At 57.9% G+C, this 17,671-nt stretch carries 15 protein-coding genes; 7 read left to right on the plus strand and 8 right to left on the minus strand.

The annotated features are described in order from the left end of the window. Positions 1–49: 49 nt before the first annotated feature. Positions 50–1,039, minus strand: coding sequence for a hypothetical protein (locus BM235_RS22180; RefSeq protein ID WP_090116431.1), 990 nt, complete (start codon positions 1,037–1,039; stop codon positions 50–52). Between the two features lie 85 nt (positions 1,040–1,124). Next, positions 1,125–3,203 (minus strand): copper amine oxidase, encoded by a 2,079-nt coding sequence (gene tynA / locus BM235_RS22185; RefSeq protein ID WP_090116432.1) that lies wholly within the window; start codon positions 3,201–3,203, stop codon positions 1,125–1,127. A gap of 282 nt (positions 3,204–3,485) precedes the next feature. Here tynA and BM235_RS22190 point away from each other — a divergent pair, with 282 nt between their 5' ends. Further along, positions 3,486–4,205, plus strand: a complete 720-nt coding sequence (locus tag BM235_RS22190; RefSeq protein WP_090116433.1) for a winged helix-turn-helix domain-containing protein — start codon at positions 3,486–3,488, stop codon at positions 4,203–4,205. Beyond that, entirely contained in the window at positions 4,186–6,303 is a 2,118-nt protein-coding gene (locus BM235_RS22195) for a sensor histidine kinase (protein WP_090116434.1), read from the plus strand. Before BM235_RS22190 ends, BM235_RS22195 begins: the two co-directional genes overlap by 20 nt. A gap of 10 nt (positions 6,304–6,313) precedes the next feature. Here BM235_RS22195 and BM235_RS22200 read toward each other — a convergent pair whose 3' ends face one another. The 4 genes from BM235_RS22200 to BM235_RS22215 are packed head-to-tail and all read right to left on the minus strand — an operon-like array spanning position 6,314 to position 10,329. Then, entirely contained in the window at positions 6,314–7,408 is a 1,095-nt protein-coding gene (locus BM235_RS22200) for a GerAB/ArcD/ProY family transporter (RefSeq protein WP_090116435.1), read from the minus strand. Between the two features lie 3 nt (positions 7,409–7,411). Beyond that, positions 7,412–7,657, minus strand: a complete 246-nt coding sequence (locus tag BM235_RS22205; protein ID WP_090116436.1) for a hypothetical protein — start codon at positions 7,655–7,657, stop codon at positions 7,412–7,414. Further along, on the minus strand, positions 7,658–8,851 hold the full coding sequence (locus tag BM235_RS22210; RefSeq protein ID WP_158543983.1) for a Ger(x)C family spore germination protein: 1,194 nt from the start codon (positions 8,849–8,851) through the stop codon (positions 7,658–7,660). A gap of 23 nt (positions 8,852–8,874) precedes the next feature. Further along, a complete protein-coding gene (locus BM235_RS22215; RefSeq protein ID WP_255374520.1) occupies positions 8,875–10,329 on the minus strand; it encodes a spore germination protein in 1,455 nt (484 codons plus the stop codon). Between the two features lie 199 nt (positions 10,330–10,528). On the opposite strand from BM235_RS22215, the gene BM235_RS22220 reads away from it, so the two are divergent. From BM235_RS22220 to BM235_RS22230, 3 genes are all read left to right on the plus strand, one after another. Continuing rightward, positions 10,529–11,254, plus strand: coding sequence for a 3-ketoacyl-ACP reductase (locus tag BM235_RS22220; protein ID WP_090116439.1), 726 nt, complete (start codon positions 10,529–10,531; stop codon positions 11,252–11,254). A gap of 19 nt (positions 11,255–11,273) precedes the next feature. Further along, complete coding sequence (locus tag BM235_RS22225; RefSeq protein WP_090116440.1) at positions 11,274–12,104, plus strand: AraC family transcriptional regulator; 831 nt, start codon at positions 11,274–11,276, stop codon at positions 12,102–12,104. A 106-nt stretch (positions 12,105–12,210) separates the two neighbouring features. Continuing rightward, positions 12,211–13,200, plus strand: a complete 990-nt coding sequence (locus BM235_RS22230) for an aldo/keto reductase (RefSeq protein ID WP_090116441.1) — start codon at positions 12,211–12,213, stop codon at positions 13,198–13,200. Between the two features lie 297 nt (positions 13,201–13,497). On the opposite strand, the gene trpS is transcribed toward BM235_RS22230, so the two are convergent. Together trpS and BM235_RS22240 are read right to left on the minus strand one after the other, a co-directional pair. Continuing rightward, entirely contained in the window at positions 13,498–14,487 is a 990-nt protein-coding gene (trpS, locus tag BM235_RS22235; protein WP_090116442.1) for a tryptophan--tRNA ligase, read from the minus strand. A 454-nt stretch (positions 14,488–14,941) separates the two neighbouring features. Then, positions 14,942–15,379 (minus strand): VOC family protein, encoded by a 438-nt coding sequence (locus BM235_RS22240; RefSeq protein ID WP_090116443.1) that lies wholly within the window; start codon positions 15,377–15,379, stop codon positions 14,942–14,944. A gap of 174 nt (positions 15,380–15,553) precedes the next feature. Between BM235_RS22240 and BM235_RS22245 the strand changes: the two genes are divergently transcribed. Both BM235_RS22245 and BM235_RS22250 read left to right on the plus strand, forming a co-directional pair. Further along, on the plus strand, positions 15,554–16,678 hold the full coding sequence (locus BM235_RS22245; protein ID WP_090116444.1) for a family 10 glycosylhydrolase: 1,125 nt from the start codon (positions 15,554–15,556) through the stop codon (positions 16,676–16,678). A 118-nt stretch (positions 16,679–16,796) separates the two neighbouring features. Then, complete coding sequence (locus BM235_RS22250; protein ID WP_090116612.1) at positions 16,797–17,657, plus strand: ABC transporter permease; 861 nt, start codon at positions 16,797–16,799, stop codon at positions 17,655–17,657. The last annotated feature ends 14 nt before the right edge of the window (positions 17,658–17,671 follow it).

The raw sequence follows: 17,671 nt of genomic DNA on the forward strand, positions 1-17,671 counted from the left end.
ATACGGGTTCGACAAAAGCCGCGAAATTCCTTTGCGAACCCCGGACCTCTTACGGCACCTTCACCACGAACGGGATCGTCAGCAATTGGCCGTCCCTTTGGAATTGGCCCCACAGCTTATAAGTTCCGCTGTGCGGGAAGGCGATGCCGAATAGCGCTTGAGGGCCCGTCGAGGCCGCGTTGACCGGATGAACGTGGAGGTAGTCCTGCAGCTTGTCGTCCACCGCTATGATATGGCCGATGCTGCCGAGGTAAGGCTGCAGATCGGATACCGGCTTGCCCGTATCCGCATCGCGGAACGTGACGCTTAGTCCTGTCTGCATGTTCGCCATCAGATGCCCGAAGTGCAGCTCTACCTGCATCCCTCCGGCGAATTGCGCCAGCAGCGCCGGGCCTGCGGGAGAGTCGGAACCGCGGGAGCCGTCCGGGTCCGACCGTCTCTCCGAACCGCCCGATACCGACACTTTGGCGCTCCGCGTCAATTCGTTCAAGCCGCTCGGGATGAAATCGGCGAACAGTCGATAGTTTCCTCCCTCCTCGAAGGTAACGGGCAGCGCGAATACGCCTCCTCCCTGATATTCGGGATGGATGTGCTGGAAATCCCGCAAGTCCGTCGAGATCGCGACCAGATGCAGCAGCTTCTCCATGTTGACGTCGAACTTCTCGACCGGCAGCCCGTCGGCGCCGCTGATCTTGATGAGCAGCTTTGCGGGACGTCCCGCCTCAGGCTCCCCTTCCGGCCAGGACCAGACCGCCTGAATTCCCTTCTCCAGGGGGCTCTCCGCAGCGGCGCCCGCATGCGAGTGCCCCGTGGACAAGCTCATCGGATCGATCAGCGGATCCTCCATATCGGCATCGACTTGCGGCATCATGTTCATCATCGCGTCCATGTCGGCCATATCGGCCATACCGGCCATGCCGGCGCTATCCGTCGCGATCAGATCCGCGTCTCGTCCGCTTTGCATGAAGGCCGTGAGCAGGAAAAAGAGCGCGATCCCCAGCAGCGCGCAGAGCGCCAACGTTGACTTTCCGATCTTCATCTTCCGACTCCCCCTTCTTATCGAGACGAAGCCGATCGGCTCCCAAGAGAGAGGATCGGCTTCGTCTCGACTCACGTATTCTGCGTCAATAATCGGAACTCTTCGGCTTCGGCAGAGCCAACGTCGGCGTCGAATCCAGGAAGTTGAACGGCTTGAGCAGCATGGATACCCATTCCGTCGACATCATCGGCCATTCTTCGGAACGAGGGATGTGCGTCGTGCCGGTCGTTACCCATACGACGTCGTCCTTCTCGTAGATATCGCGATCCTGCTGCGTCCAAGCGCCGAGTCCGGTGTCCTTGGCGTTGTTGGTGACGTACTTGCCTTCCGGATAAATCTCGTCCTTCTTGTACGGCGTCACCCAGATGTGCTTCTTCATATAGCCCGCTCGCTGCATCAGCTCGTCGTCCGCCGTGAACAGCGGCTCTTCCGCGAACGGATGCGTGCCGCCGGCGTTGGCGATGATCTGATAGCCGGAGACGTAGCCCGTCTTGTTTTTCGAGGCCGAGTTGGCGAGCAGCACGACCTTGTCGGGATCGAACTTCTGCGCGGCTTCGAGCTCCGTATGGTACGTCTTCTGTTCCAGGACCATCTCGCTTTTGCGGTATTTGTCGTTCTTGGCCGCGACCGTTACCGGCTGCAGCTCCATTGCCGTGTTCGTCTGTCCGTCCACGTCCATGTCCAGGCGGAAGTTGTAGATGTGCTGGTGATAGACGGCTACCGTATTCGGCGCGACCAGCGTGCCGTTGCGAATCTCGTCGTTGCTCTCGTCGACGTATTCGTCTACCGAGCTGTCCACCTTGGCCGTGAAGGCCGACTTCGCCGCCTCGACCCCGGAAGCGCCGACATCGATCTTGATATTGCCGTTCTGTTGGAAAATATAATCGAAGGTATAGTCATAATTGCCGATGACGGTGATGTAACGAACGACCAGTTCGGTGCGGGCGCGAGCGCCGGCCGTGCCGTCATACTCGGCGTGCGTCCAGTCGGAATCCGCATAACGCTCGAATACGCCGATCACCTTCGGCAGCGTGTACGGCGCGCCTGCGTCGTCGTTGAGCGTCGCGTCGATCAGCGTCGTGTTGGACGGTACGTCCGCGCCGACGACCATTTTGCGCGCGAGCTTGCCCAGCCCGTATTCTCCCGCGTCCATGTAGGTCTTGAAGTACCAGCTGAGCGAAGCGTCGCCGTAAGGCACCGTCATGCCGCCGAGGCCGCCGCTGTAGAGCACCTTGCGGGGCGTGCCGTTGTCGTTGAAGCTCGCCGCGGAGACGAGCGTGCCCCGGCGGGAGTCCATGCGGACGTGGAACTTCCAATCTCCCCACGTGACTTCCTGCCCCTTGATCGTATAGCCGGCGCCTTTAGGCTGCGTAATAACGATCGGATGGGCTTCTTCTTTGAACGTCGTCTTGCCCGATTTGTTGTAGCCCTGATCCGCCGTAGGCACCGGGACGATGCCGTCGTCTTCTACGGCGATCACCTTCTCCTCGTCGATGTCGACCGTCACGAGCAGGTTGTTCACCAAGTGCGCCAAGTCGTTGCCGTCGCCTACGTTCAGCAAGGTCTCGTATTTGTAGAGCCGTCTCGGCGTCGCGTTCGCGTCCTTGTCGTTGTATTCGACAGGCAGCCCGTAGACGGTAAGCTTCGACGTATCCGTGATGCCGCGTTTCTTCAACGCGGCCAGATATTCGGGGTCCTTGAGTACGATCCCGAGAGCTTTATTCGATTGCGCGTTGTTAATGAAGTAGAAGCCGCCGTCCTTGTTTTCCTTCCAGGATACGATCGTTCCCTTGTCGAGATCGATGACGCCCTCGAAGATCTGGCGCTTCTCCGAGATGACGAAGGACGCCATGCGAGGCAGTTTGTTGGCCTTCTTGCTCTTGTAGGCCTCGCTGGACAGCGTCCAATTCCATACGAGGTTTTTGTCCGGCTCTTCCAGCGCGATCTCGTCGAAGTTCATGTCCGGCTTGTAATAGGAACTTTTCTTGATAATGCTGGTCGCCAGCCGAATCTCGTGGGCGTTAAGCGGATTCAGCGGATCGTAGGGCGCCGTCGGAGCGACGACTACGGCTTCGGCCTTCTGCCAAACGCCGCCCGGGATGAGCCCCGTCGCTAGAAGCGCGACGACGGCAGTCCCGATTACGAGCATATTTTTTCTTTTCATAAACGTACTCCCCTCCTATGTTCGTTCGCCAATGTCAGATAACATCACTCATTATCCTCGATCCGGCAACATAGGCTTCATCTTAACCCCCTCAAGTAAACTGATAAACCGGATCAACCTAAGCCGGAGCTCAAATCAACGTAAAATCAAAGTAAAAAGAGCGTTCCCCCGCTTAGATTGCTCTTTTTCGCGTTACTTTTTTTAACACAAACTCATTGCCAATCGCTATATCTGAATTTATAGTTAGGTTTAATTCGAATATCGGGACGGGGAGTGGAAGAGATGCCGGGAGAAACGATATTGCTGGCGGACGATGAAGCGGACATTGGCGAGATCCTCGGGCTGTTCCTCCAAACGGAAGGGTACCGAATGAAGCAAGCCTTCAGCGGCGCCGAGACGGTCGCGCTGGCCAAGGAGCTGTCACCCCAATTAATCGTGCTGGATGTGCTTCTTCCGGACACGGACGGTTATGAACTGTGCAAGCAATTGCGCATGTTCACCAAAGCGCCGATCCTGTTCTTAAGCTGCAAGGACAACGAATTGGACCGCATCATCGGACTTAGCGTCGGCGGCGACGATTATATCGGCAAGCCGTTCAGTCCGAACGAGGTGCTCGCCCGGATCAAAGCCCATCTTCGCCGCTCGAGAATGTATCAGGGGGAAGACGCGCATAAGGCCGAGCCTCCTCATATGGTGGTCTCCCGTTCTCTGAAGGTCGATCTGAAGTCGCACGACGTCTTCGTGGACGGCCGGCCGGTCGAGCTGTCCGTCAAGGAGTTCCGGCTGCTCGTGTGCTTCATGAACCATCCGCGCCAGGTGCTTACCAGCGAGCAGCTGCTCCGCAACGTATGGGGACACAAGGCGGAGACCGACTCCAAGACGCTGCACGTTCATATCGGCACCCTGCGCAAAAAAATAGAGAAGGACCCCGCCCACCCGAAGCATATCGTCACCCTGCGCGGCGCCGGCTACAAGTTTTGCGATGAAGCTGAAGCGGTTTAAAAGATTCCCCCGGACGCTCGTCGCGCAGATTCTGCTGCTTTTTCTGATCGGATCCCTCCTCCCGCTCGTTTCTCTCGGCCTGCTCAACGAACAAGCGACGCATTCCCAGTTTGCGGCCTTCTCTCAATCCCAGATGCGGTTGACCGAGAAACAATACATCGACCTTTACGAGTCCTATCTGGCCGAGCAGGTCAATGCCATCGATTCGGACATCCGCAAGGTCGAAGTGTCCGTGCTCTCGCTGCAATCCATGGCGGAGACGATCTTCTCGCATCCCGAGCGATACCGCCCGGAAGAGGCGCACCTGCTGAAGCATAGGAACGGCTATTGGTACACGCCTACCGCCCCCGTCGAAGGGCGCGGTTATCAGAATCTGTCCACGCTCTCGATAGACGAGACGATCCGTCGGGAACTAACGCTGTCCACGCTGCTCAATCCTTTATTCCGGTCCGAATCGGAACGCAATTCTAACCTTCTGGCGATGTACTATATCCATCCGAAGAACGGGTACAACTATTATTCCGCGACCGATGCCGTATTGAACGACGGTTATGCTGCCGGATGGGCGGATCTCTCCGACTTGCCTTACTACCAAGACGCGCTCTCGATCCGGCCGGGGGAACGGCGGGTCGCTTGGACGCAGCCTTATCGGGACGCCACCTCCAACAATATTTACATGTTCACGGCTACCGCGCCTGTCTACGATAAGGAGGGGCGGCTCCGGGGGGTCGTCGCCGCCGACGTGTCGGTCCAAGATTTCGTCCAGAACATTTTGGATGCGCAATTCAACGATAAGGAAGCATTCGCCGTTCTCTTGGATTCGGAGCGACATCTGATCGCCGCCCAGCGACAAGGCGAGGCCGAGTACGAACGAATGCGGGCGACCGGCCTCGTTCAATGGAACGAATCGACGCGCTACGCCGAATATTCGGATGGCGGCGAGACCCAGATGCTGTTCACGAAGACGGTCCCCTCGACAGGCTGGACGCTCGCGTATATCATCCCCAAGGAGAAGCTGCTTCGGGAATTCGCGAGCTCGTCGGCCGAATTGGCGGACCGGACGAACGGGAAGCTATTGAAGCAGAACGTGCTGATCACGCTGCTGGCCGCCGTCATCTGCACGCTGCTGGCCCTGTTTCTGTGGAAGAGAATCGCCAGGCCCATAGGTTCGCTTAGCGGCGCCTTTATCGACCTGGGCAACGGAGATTTCTCGGTCACGATCAAGGATAACGGAACGCAAGAGTTCCACCAGCTGCTGCGCACGTTCAACCGGATGTCCGGCCGAATCCGCGAGCTGTTGAACCAGCAGGTGAAGCTGACCGAGGAGCTTGAGGCGACGGTGCAGGACCGGACGGCGGAACTCAAGATCGCGAACGAAGAGCTGGAGCTGCGGATCGACGAGCTGACGCGCCTGGAGAGCTGGCGGCGCAGATGGATCTCCCATATCTCCCACGATCTGAAGACTCCGGCCGCGGTCGCCAAGGGCTATATCGAGGCGATCTTAAGCCGGAGGACGAACGAAGCGCAGGCCGAACGCTATCTGTTCAAAATCGACGAGCGGATCGAGACGATCTCCAGCCTCGTCAAAAACCTCAATGACCTTAGCTTGCTGGAGACGAAGCAGGTCCAGCCGAATCTAGTCCTCGTACAGGTCGACGCGCTGTTCGGCCAGCTGCTGAGAAAATGGGCGGATCCCCTCTCGCTCGAGGGGCGTCGGCTTCAGCTTCGCTTAAATGCCGCCGAGGCGACGATCCGGGCGGACGAGCATCTGCTGGGCAGCGTCGTCGACAACATGATGAGCAACGCGATCAAGTATTCGGCGGAAGCGACGCTGATCGCGGTAAGCTCCGAATCCGACGGGGAGAAGGCCGTGCTGCGCTTCATGGACGAAGGCATCGGCATTCCGCAGGAATCGCTGCCGTTTATCTTCGACTCGTTCTATCGCGTCGACGCCTCCCGCAACAGCCGGATCCCGGGCAGCGGCCTCGGGCTCGCGATCGCCAAGGAAATCATGCTCATGCACGGGGGAACGATCGAGGTCGAGATGAACGAGGACCGCGGATGTACGTTCTCCATCTCGATACCGATAAACGCCTAACGGATGATCTTCAAGCCGCCCGCCTGCGCACCAGCGAAGCCGCGTACACGACTAGCAGCGGCACCGTACCGCAGGCGAAGACCCATAGCGGATGAATGCTGGAGACGATAAAACTCCAATACGCTTCACCGCGAATACCGACGATTAACGAGATCAGCATCGTCAAAAAAGCGAGCGGAAAAATCAATTGTCGGTTGTCCCGGGGCAGCCTGAGCAGGCTGTTCAGCGTCAGATGCGCCGAGAAGAGCGCGATGGTCGCCTTCATGAAGGAAGCGACGATCATGGAATAGCCCATCAGCGCCTCCAGCCGTTCGAAAATTTCGGTAATATAGACCGTCCGGGCCACCTCGAACATCGAATATTTGCGCTCTCCCGCGATCGGACCGAAGGTGAGCACCGTTGCCAGCGTGACGGCGAGCAGCGATGCTGCGTTCAGCGCGACGGCCAACGCCATTTTCGACCCGGTGCGGTCTTTGGCTCTGGTTCGGACATACGGCAATATCATGCAAAATACCGCCAACTCCCCATAAGGAAAGCCATAAATATAATAAATGCCGTGCCAGATCGGCTTGACGCCCTGGTCGAGGATCGGGAGCAAATAGGGCAGATGGAAACCCGGCGAGGCCAGCGAGATATTGAAGACGACGAACAGCATGACCGAGAGCATCAGCAAGCCGAACATCCCCGCGAACCGGCCGATGCCGACCCGGGCCGTAAGCGCCACGGCGAGCGAGGTCAGGATCGTAAAATAGGCATAGGATGTATTGCGCATCATTGAACTCTTGAGAAACAAGGAAATGTCCATGATGATGCCGGCTACTATGTGTAGATGCAGCGTCAGGAGTAAAACGCCGAGCACGACGGCGACAGGCCGGGACGTCAATTGGGCGCCGTACTCGATGAAGTCCATATCGGGAAATCTGCGGGCGAGACTGACGAGCGGAACCAGGAGCAGCATCCCGATCGCGGCGGCCGCCAGCAGGCAGATCCAGGCCTCATTGTCGCTCACCGCGATGAGCGGCGCCGGAATGTTGATGATGGCCGAACCTGTTAAGAAAACGAATAGCAGCACGGCAATCTGCGTGGGCGTTATCGTATTTTTCATGGATCAGGTCCCTCCCTTCGGATCCAGATAGGCAACGATGCGCTCCGCGATCCCGCCGAAGATACGCATGGAGAGATCGTAATAGGACGCCGCGGTGATCGTCCTCGTGACGATGAGCAGGTGGTAGCCGGCAGCCAACAACAGCACCGCGTAGACGATCTTGATCCGCAGCTTGGCGCCGCCCAGCCGGCCCGCGGTCCAGTCGTACGCCAAAAAGGCGATCAGCGCGAGAAAAAGCAAGGCCAGCATTTACGAATCACCCTGTCTTTTGTCGATCGGCTTGCCTACGTTGGTGCCCGATGTGAGAATGGTGACGTCGGCGTGCACTTCGTACGTGGAGCGCGCGAACTGCTGCGGCCAATCCGGCTTCCACTGCCGCCAAAGCTTCGTTTGACGCTCGAACAGGCGATTCCCCACCCCGATCGCGTCGATCTGCTTTTGAAGCAGCCATTCCATGCTCTCGCTCATCATCTGCTCCAGCTTCTTCTCGATCCGCCGCCTGAGCTCCAGTTCCCCCTTCTGGTTGAGCGACTGCCCGCAGACCAACTCGGAGAGCGCCGTCGTCGCTTGGAGCCGGAAAGTCAGATGGAGATGGTCTCCCGCAGGTTGCACCCGCATCGCCGTCTTGGTCGACAGCATCTCCACCGAATCCTCATACAGCGCGCGCTCGGCGTTCGGGTCGGCGGAGCAAGGAACTTCGACAATGCCGTTTTTGTAGCCGTTGCCTAACAACTGGACGCCTTCGAGCAGTTTGGAGGGGATGATCTCCTTCGCCCGGCCGTCGACGAGCAGGGCGGCGCCTGCTGCGGCGGGAAAGGTTTCGCCTCGGGTCTTTTGCTCGTACAGGTACGGGATCATCGCGACCGCCGACGGACTGCGGGATTGCAGCGCGAGCTGAAGCAGGTTGGCGGCGACCGACTTGCCCGTCATTTCGTGCGAGGATTGCTCGCTTAAGAAATATTGCTGACTGACCGAATTCTCGATGTAGGGCGCGATGTCCATGTAATGCGCCGCTTCTCCCTTGGTGACGAACATATGGGTGGTCAGCCGGGGCTCGTGATCCCGGTACAGAAAATCGAGCAAGCTCATGAGCGAATGCTTGCGCGCCAGCTGCTCGCTGACCAGAATGATCCGCATATGGCTCCACTGCGCTTTTCGCCCCAGGTGGATCGTAATGTCCCGCACGGCCTCGATCACCGATTCGTCGTCGGTATGAATGTTGATGTAGGATTTGGCCGGCTTGCTGCGACCGGTGATGCTCTGGGAGGGCTTGAAAATTTGAACGGTCAGCCCGATTCGACCCTCGGGCGCTTCGTCCAGGGCGAGCCCCATGACAAAGCCCTTCTGCGGAATCTCTGCCCGGTCTCCGCAGCCCGCCAGCAGCGCAGAGAGCAGCGCCGCCACGAGTACAAGTCGGCCTATGATCGCATATCGGGACATCATGGCAACACCTCTGCAGCTATCGTTTAGGTAGAGCGGCGCGGTCTCGGCCGCCGGATCAGCGCGGGCAGCTTGGTCCGGATCAGCGTATCGCGGAATTGGTCCGCCTTCCATGGCGCGATCGGCGTCAAATAAGGCACGCCGAGCGAAGTAAGGGTGACCAGATGAAGCCAAATAAACAGATAGCCGAGCAGGATGCCGAAGCCGCCGAGCAGCGAGGAGAGCGCCATCAGCGGGAACTGGATCAGCCGCAGGGCGATGGATAAGTTGTACTGCGGCAGCGAGAACGAGGCGATCCCCGTCAGCGAGACGATGACGACCATGATCGGCGAAGCGATCCCCGCATTGATGGCGGCTTCGCCGATGACCAGCGCGCCTACGATGCTGACGGCGGAGCCTACGTTTCTCGGCAGACGAATGCCCGCCTCCTTCAACAGCTCGAAGAAAAACACCATGATGACGGCTTCTACAAAAGCGCCGAACGGAATGCCCTCCCGCGAGTCCACGATGGCGAGCAGCAGGACGGTCGGGATCAGCTCGGTGTGGAACGTCGAGATCGCGATATACAGACTGGGCAGCGAGATCGCGATCATCAGGGCGACGAGGCGAAGCCAGCGGATAAAATTCGATACGAGCACGCGCTGGTAATAGTCCTCGCTCGACTGAAGCAGATCGAACAACAAGCCCGGGCAAATCAGGATCGAGCCCGAACCTTCGACCAGAAGCACGATCTTGCCGTTGATCATAGCAGCCGCGGCCGTATCCGTCCGCTCGGTGTAGCGGAACTGCGGGAACGGGGACAGCGGACGATCTTCGATCACCTCTTCGATATAGGAGGTATCGATGATGTCCCCCTTTCCCTTGCAACGCTGAAGCCGGCGCTCGAATTCGGTCAGCACCGCAGGATCGACGACGTCGTCCAGATAACCGTAGGCAATCCTCGTATTGGAATGTCCGCCGGCTCTGAAAAATTGAAACTTCAGCGCCGGCGTCTGCAGCCGCTTGCGAATCATGCCGATATTTTTATTCAGATCTTCTACCGTGCCTTCGCGCGGCCCCTGGACGACCGGTTCGGTCTCCGGCTCCCCCACCTGGCGAGTCTCCATTTTCTTCGGCTCGAAGCAAAGCGCCCGGTCCCAGCCGTCGATCAGCAGGACCATATAGCCTTGCAGCAGGAGCCGGTCGACGGCCGACCATTCTCGTTCCATGCTCGCGCTTTCGGCGGACACGCCGTGCGCGCCGAAAAACAAGCGGAGCATGTCGGGCGTGACGTCCAAACCGGGACCGATCATATGGTTCGAGAGGTCCTGAAGGACGCTTTTCATATGATTCGTGCTGCTGTCGGATATCGTCTTGAAGTATACGGAGGCTGCGCGATGCTTCAGGTTCGGTCCGTATCGCCAGTCCTTGATCTCCAGGTCGCCGCACTGCCTGTAGACGTCCCGCAGCCGGTCGAGACTCGCGGACAATGACTTGGACAAATGTTCCGCAGCGATGGCTGCCACCTCCGTGCAGTTAGTTCGGGCATTTGTAAGGTTTTCCAATAAGGCCCCGATTTTATGCAGCGAGCGACCTTTCTCCCGACTTGGTCCTCGGCATGCATGCGGATTTGGGATGATCGGACGGATTCGATATAATTGCAGTAGCATGTATCCATTCGCAAATGAAGGAGTGTCTATCGTGGCGCAGAACATCAAAGGAAAAGTAGCGATCGTGACCGGGGCCGGCAAGGGGATCGGCAAGGCGGTGGCGCTCGAGCTCGCTCGGGAAGGCGTTCATGTCGGCCTGGTCTCCCGTACGGAGAACGATCTGCTGGAAGTCGCTCGCGACATCCAGGCGCTCGGCGTCAAGGTCGCTTATGCTGCGGCGGACGTGTCTTCCCTTGCGCAGGTCGAGCAGGCGATCGGCAAGATCGTTGGAGAGATCGGCACCGCCGACATTTTGATCAATAACGCGGGCATCGGCACGTTCGAGAAACTGGTCGAGATGGATCCCGAGCATTGGAAAAAAATCATCGACGTAAATCTGCTCGGAACCTTTTACGTGACGCGTACCGTCCTCCCGCAGCTCATCGCCAAAAACGCCGGAGACATCATCAACATCTCGTCGACGAACGGACTGAACGGAGCGCCCGGCTCCAGCGCCTACAGCGCTTCGAAGTTCGGCGTCATCGGGCTGACCGAATCGCTCGCGCAGGAAGTCCGCCGCAACAATATCCGCGTGACCGCGCTGACGCCGAGCACGATCGCGACCGACCTGGCCAAGAGCTCGTCCCTGATCGCCGAGGGCAAGGAAGAGCAATACATGCAGCCGGAAGACATGGCCGAGTTCATCGTGGCCCAGCTGAAGCTGCCTCAGCGCATGTACATCAAGACGGCGAGCATGTTGAATACGAATCCGTATTAAGAATGGGAACCGTTCGCCGATGAAAGCACTTCACGACAATCCCGACCGCCCGTTCCGGGACAATCCGGATTTTTACGTATCCCACTTCGGCAAAGAGGATTGCGTCGCCGGCCATGCCTTCGGACCCGGCGTGCGGGATCATTACAAGATCCACTTCGTGCATCGGGGAACCGGCATCGTACAGGCCGGCGGCCATACGTACAAGCTGTCGGCGGGACAAGCCTTTCTCGCCTATCCGGACAAGGTTATCTTTTACCAGGCGGACGCGGCCGATCCGTGGACCTACTCGTGGATCGGATTTCGCGGCGATCGGGTGGCGGACGTGCTTGCGCGAACGCGGCTTACGCCGGAAGCGCCCGTATTCCCGATGGATATGCGGTTGATGCCGAATTTGTACGAGCTGCTGCGGGAAGCCGAAGGCCGGCCGGTCAACCGCGATCTGCGGCTGACGTCGCTGCTGATCGACGTGCTCACGTCGATGGTCGAGCAAATGCCCTCGTCCGCGGACGAGGGGGGCGGCGCCGTCCTGCCTGCCCGCAAGCAGGATGCTTACGTTCACCGCAGCCTGGACTTCCTCCACTGCCACTTCAGCGAGCCGATCACGGTCGAGCAGCTGGCGGCGACGCTCGGATTGGACCGCAAGTATTTGTCGGTCATTTTCAAGGAAGCCACCGGTCTTCCCCCGCAGCAATATCTGCTTCATTATCGGATGGAACGGGCCGGCGAGCTGCTCAGAAAGGGACAGTATACGGTCGGGGAAGTTGCGCGTTCGGTCGGATACCGGGATGCGCTGCTATTCTCCAAAATGTTCAAAAAGCTGAAGGGCGTACCGCCCAAACAATATCGCTAGCTCGCCACAATCAGACATTATGCCATATTTGCCTTCCATGCGGACATAGTCTCATTCCCCGAAGCGAATTATAATGAGCCTAATCTCATGAGAAGGAGCGTTCAAAATGACCTATTCGGCAAGGCAGGATCGATACGACGCGATGACATACAACCGAAGCGGCAGGAGCGGCTTGAAGCTTCCGGCCATCTCGCTCGGTCTGTGGCATAACTTCGGCGGCATTAATACTTACGAGAATGGCCGGGCGCTCGTAAGGCGGGCGTTCGACCTCGGCATCACGCACTTCGACCTGGCGAACAATTACGGCCCGCCTGCCGGATCGGCGGAGGAGTCGTTCGGCCGCATGCTGAAGGACGACCTGCGTCCTTACCGGGACGAGCTGATCATCTCTACGAAGGCCGGCTATTATATGTGGCCCGGTCCGTACGGCGAATGGGGCTCCAAGAAAAGCCTCGTCGCGAGCCTGGACCAGAGCTTGAAGCGGATGGGCCTCGACTACGTCGACATTTACTACCATCACCGGCCCGATCCGGACACCCCGCTGGAAGAGACGATGGCGGCGCTCGACCTCGTCGTCCGCCAGGGCAAGGCGTTGTACGTGGGCTTATCCAATTATCGCCCCGAGCAGACGCGCGAAGCTTCGCGCATTCTGAAGCGGTTGGGGACGCCTTGCCTCATCCACCAGCCGAACTATTCCATGATGTCCAGGTGGATCGAGGACGGGCTGCAGGACGTGCTCGACGAGGAGGGCATCGGCTCGATCGTATTTTCGCCGCTGAACCAGGGCATCCTCACCGACCGGTACCTGAACGGCATCGCCCCCGACTCGCGCGCGGCGGGGCCAAGCGTATTCCTGCGCACCGAGGGCATCGACGAGGCGCTCATCGCGAAGGTCCGGCAGCTCAACGAGCTGGCGGAGAGCCGCGGGCAGAAGCTGTCGCAGATGGCGCTGGCCTGGGTGCTTCGCGGCGGCCGGGTCACTTCCGCGCTGATCGGCGCGAGCAAGGTCGGGCAGATCGAGGATGCCGTAGGCGCGCTCGCTCAGCCGTCGTTCACGCAGGAAGAGCTGGAGCGGATCGATCGGATATTGGCTTAAAGTTAAAAACGTCAGGGAGAAAGGAGCTCCCTGACGTTTTTTCGTTTCGGAGCACCACAGCGGCATTCTCCTGCAACCGCGCTTTTCTCGCTTACAGCACGCCCCAACGCAATCGTGGCTCCTGTAGCGTTGCTTTTCTCGCTTGCTGCGGCGGCACTTTCCTGCAACCGCGCTTTTCTCGCTTACAGCACGCTCCAACGCCTTCGTCGCTCCTGTAACGTTGCTATTCTCGCTTGCAGCCACTGTTGAACGCCAATAAAAAGAGACTGCAGAATTGCTTGTGCCGGCTGTTCCTTTTCAATCAAAATAGTCGAGACCCATGGCCCCCCGCACCTCTCTCATCGTCTCTCGAGCAATTCCACGAGCACGCCGGGTTCCGGCAATCAGAATGTCGTCGACGACATCCGGCCTGGCCGCATAATAAGCCCTGCGCTCCCGCGTAGGCTCAATAAGCTGTTCTATTGCCGCCGCGATCCGTCCCTTGCATGCGGAACAACCCATCGTTCCTTTTTCGCAACCCTCGCGAATTTCCGGCGCTTCGTCGGGATGGAAGGCTTGATGGTAGGCGTAGATCGGACAGACGTCCGGGTGCCCCGGATCGTTTTTATGGATGCGGGCGGGATCCGTTGTCGCCCGTTTGATTTTGAACGCAATCTCGTCGACCGTGGAATCCAGTGCAATGGCGTTGCCGAGACTTTTGCTCATCTTCCCTTTACCGTCGGTCCCCGCCAGTCTTGGCATCTCGCTGATCAGCGCCCTCGGCTCCGCAAGCACAGGTTTATACAATTCGTTGAACCGGAGCACGATTTTGCGCGACAGTTCCAGGTGAGGCAGCTGGTCGTCTCCCACCGGCACGATCGTGGCTTTGCAAAAGGCGATATCGGCCGTCTGGCTGACCGGGTAGCCTAGAAAGCCGTAATGCATATCGTCCAGCCCGCTGTTCTTGGACTCTGACTTGATCGTCGGATTGTGCCGCAGCACATTAACCGTGACGAACATAGAGAACAATACGGTCAGCTCCGCAATCTCCGGAATCATGGACTGGACGAAGATCGTTGCGCGATTCGGATCAATGCCGACCGCTAGGTAATCAAGAGCCACCTCGCGCAGATGGCTTCTGATCAGATCCGGTTTGTCGAAGTGGGTCGTTAAAGCTTGAACATCCGCCAGAAGAATGAAGGTTTCATATGGTTCCTGTAAAGTCACACGATTTTTGAGACTGCCGGCATAATGGCCAAGGTGAAGCTTGCCGGTAACACGATCTCCTGTCAGTACCCGTTCTTTCATTGAATAACACGCTCCTTAATCTGGATAATGCAATTCGAAACCCTCGGATAATCCAGCGTCGCCACCAACCATCTTCCATGGCCATCACCCCCTTTAAAAATCAAAAAAACTTCATCCAATAAGGACGAAGTTATCGTGGTACCACCTTAAATGAATGTACAGTTGCGCGTGTTGCGCGAACGATCCGATCGGCTCTGTACGGTGCGGAGATCAATACAGTCAGATCTCGATACCGCCCCCTTGGTAACGGCGGGACACCCGGCATTCCCCTACTTCATTCAATATGCAATGGTTCTGGGAAGCAACTCTGAAGGCCATTCGAACATACGCTGGACACCGGTTCGCAGCAACCACCGGCTCTCTGCAAGTCCATCCCTGTATGCCTACTTACCCTTCTTCTGCGTTATTGTGATTATTAGGGAGATATTAACATAAAGGGATGCAGGCATCAATATTAGTTAATCCGCTCCGCCAGCTCCAGAATAATTCCCTCCGGCCCGCGGACATAACACATCTTATAGATATCTTTATAATTCTTTATTTCACTAAAGGTTTCCATGCCTTTCTTTTTCATCTTATCGACCAGCGCATCAATATCGTCGACGGCAAAGCAAATATGACGAATGCCCAATGTATTCGAATGCGTTTGCTGGACGCCGTTTTTATCCGAAGGATGGATATACTGGACCAGCTCTAACCACGTCTGACCGTCCGGAGAGCGCAATGCGACACAGGATGTCTTCACGTTTTCAAGCCCGACGATCTCATCCAGCCAAGCGCCTTCCGCTTCCCATTCCCCATGCACCTCGAGCCCGAATTCGATGAAAAAAGCTTTCGCCGCGGCAAGATCGTTGACGTTGATGCCGATGTGGTCGATGCGATGGATTTTCATGCGTTATGCCTCCCGTGTTCAACCTTGCGTGCGCTCTCATTTTAACACATCACCCTATCACTCCATTGATTTCTTGCAATTTTCGTTGATCCGTATTGTGTTTTTATCCCCGGCTTCCCCCTACAATTAAATTCAACGACCGGTCGTAATAAATTGGGGAGAGGGAGTCCAGCCATGTTCAAAAGTTCCGCCAAGCTCGGCTTGGCCTTGGCAGCCGTCTTGTTGGCCAGCGGCATCAATATTCCGGCGAAGCAATCGGCTCAGGCAGCCAGCGGCGCGTTCGTGACGGAAGTGATCGTGCGGACCGTCGAGAATTTCCACAACCATGCGGATGTCGTGAAGTTCATGAACAGCGCGGCTAACCGGCATGTCTCCGTGATCAACCTGAACGTGAAGGAAGACGAGGACGATGCGGTCCCTTCCGGCTATGTGTTCTACGACAGCGAGATCGCCCCGACCGCGCCGGGCTACGAGCAGTTCGACGCATTGGAGGACGTCATCGCCGAAGCGCACGCGAGAGGCATTCAGGTCCGGGCCTGGATTCCCCAATTTCACGACAAGGCCGCGTTCGACCACGATGCATCGTGGAAAATGATGGCGCTTAAAGACGGACAGATCGCGCCGTTCACGGGCGCGAACGGCAACGAATACTTCGTGAATCCGATCCATCCCGACGTTCAGGCGTACGAGCGCTCGATCATCCGGGAGATCGTGACCAACTACGACGTCGACGGCGTGGTTCTGGACTGGCTTCGCTTCGACGACTACAACATGGACATGGGCACGTATACAAGGCAAAAATACAGCGCCCTCTACGGCTATGATCCCTCCACGATCGACTTCACGACCGACAATGCCAAGAGACGGCAGTGGAACGACTGGCGAACGACCCAGATCGGCAACTACGTCAGAGACGTGGCGGCCGACATCGACGGCATCGTGCCCGACCTGTTCACGGGCGTGTACATTCTGCCGCCCGAATTCACCGAGGTCGGCCAGGACGCAGCCAAATTCAAAAATTACGTGGACTTCGTCTCCCCGATGGCCTACTTCGCGGACTGGGGCTTCACGCCGTCCTGGGTGTACGACGGCACGGGCATCCTCTCGCAGGCGAGAGCCAAGATCGGCGACAAAGAGATCATCCCGGGACTCGACGTCTGGTGGACCAATGCGGAGTACCACCAGATCTATGCCGGCATCCGGTCCCAGCAGCCGGAGGTCCAGAACCTCGCCTTCTTCCTCTACGGCAAGTGGACGGACAACGATCTCAAGAAAATAGACAACCGCAAGAACTGGTAACACCCATCATCGCAAGCAGCGTTTCCTGCGCCGGCCGCTCAGCCGCGCGGGATGCGCCGCTCAAGGAGGCCCCGCCGCCGTGAAGAGACTGCTGCTCCGTCAGTGGGACCTGCAATTAATGGTCGTTCCGGCTCTCATCTTCATCTTCATTTTTTGCTACGTCCCGATGTACGGAATTGTAATCGCGTTCAAGGACTACGACATCTTCCAAGGCTTGAACGCGAGCCCTTGGGTCGGGCTGGACAACTTTAAAGAATTCCTCCACGCGGAGGAATTCAGGACGGTCATGCGCAACACGCTCGCCATCAGCTTCCTGAAACTCGTGATCGGATTCCCCGCCCCGATTCTGCTGGCGCTCATGCTGAACGAAGTCCGGATCCCGATCTTCAAGCGGATCGTTCAGACGATCAGCTACCTGCCCCACTTCCTGTCGTGGGTCATCGTGTCCGGATTCGTGCTCACCATGCTCTCCTCCGACTATGGCAGCCTGAACATCGCCCTGGAGAAGCTTCACCTGATCGACGAGCCCGTCAACTGGCTGACGATCCCGAACTACTTCTGGGGGATTCTGATCGCGACCGGCTTGTGGAAAGGGATCGGCTTCGGGTCGATCGTCTATCTCGCCGCGATCTCGGGCGTGAATCCCGATCTCTACGAAGCCGCCGATATCGACGGCGCGGGCCGTCTCCGGAAGATCTTCTCGATCACGCTTCCGTGCATTCTCCCGGTCGTCTCGATCTTCCTCATCCTCGCGATCGGCGATCTGCTGAGCGCGGGCTTCGAGGACATTCTGCTGCTGCAGAACGACATCGTCCGCGACGTCTCCGACGTGCTGGACACCTACGTTTACCGGATCGGCATCAAGAACTCGCTATTCTCCTATGCCGCTGCCGTCGGACTATTCAAGGCGGTCATCAGCGTCATTCTGCTGACATTCGCGAACGCCCTTGCCCGGAGATCCGGCAACAGTCTATGGTAGAAATACAGATGCGG

The organism is Cohnella sp. OV330, assembly GCF_900112065.1.
Taxonomy (GTDB): Bacteria; Bacillota; Bacilli; order Paenibacillales; family Paenibacillaceae; genus Cohnella.

Excerpts from the sequence above, each read along its gene's own strand:
- BM235_RS22180 (WP_090116431.1), bottom strand. The coding sequence starts at position 1,039 with ATGAAGATCGGAAAGTCAACGTTGGCGCTCTGCGCGCTGCTGGGGATC.
- tynA (WP_090116432.1), bottom strand. The coding sequence starts at position 3,203 with ATGAAAAGAAAAAATATGCTCGTAATCGGGACTGCCGTCGTCGCGCTT.
- BM235_RS22190 (WP_090116433.1), top strand. The coding sequence starts at position 3,486 with ATGCCGGGAGAAACGATATTGCTGGCGGACGATGAAGCGGACATTGGC.
- BM235_RS22195 (WP_090116434.1), top strand. The coding sequence starts at position 4,186 with ATGAAGCTGAAGCGGTTTAAAAGATTCCCCCGGACGCTCGTCGCGCAG.
- BM235_RS22200 (WP_090116435.1), bottom strand. The coding sequence starts at position 7,408 with ATGAAAAATACGATAACGCCCACGCAGATTGCCGTGCTGCTATTCGTT.
- BM235_RS22205 (WP_090116436.1), bottom strand. The coding sequence starts at position 7,657 with ATGCTGGCCTTGCTTTTTCTCGCGCTGATCGCCTTTTTGGCGTACGAC.
- BM235_RS22210 (WP_158543983.1), bottom strand. The coding sequence starts at position 8,851 with ATGATGTCCCGATATGCGATCATAGGCCGACTTGTACTCGTGGCGGCG.
- BM235_RS22225 (WP_090116440.1), top strand. The coding sequence starts at position 11,274 with ATGAAAGCACTTCACGACAATCCCGACCGCCCGTTCCGGGACAATCCG.
- BM235_RS22230 (WP_090116441.1), top strand. The coding sequence starts at position 12,211 with ATGACCTATTCGGCAAGGCAGGATCGATACGACGCGATGACATACAAC.
- trpS (WP_090116442.1), bottom strand. The coding sequence starts at position 14,487 with ATGAAAGAACGGGTACTGACAGGAGATCGTGTTACCGGCAAGCTTCAC.
- BM235_RS22240 (WP_090116443.1), bottom strand. The coding sequence starts at position 15,379 with ATGAAAATCCATCGCATCGACCACATCGGCATCAACGTCAACGATCTT.
- BM235_RS22245 (WP_090116444.1), top strand. The coding sequence starts at position 15,554 with ATGTTCAAAAGTTCCGCCAAGCTCGGCTTGGCCTTGGCAGCCGTCTTG.
- BM235_RS22250 (WP_090116612.1), top strand. The coding sequence starts at position 16,797 with ATGGTCGTTCCGGCTCTCATCTTCATCTTCATTTTTTGCTACGTCCCG.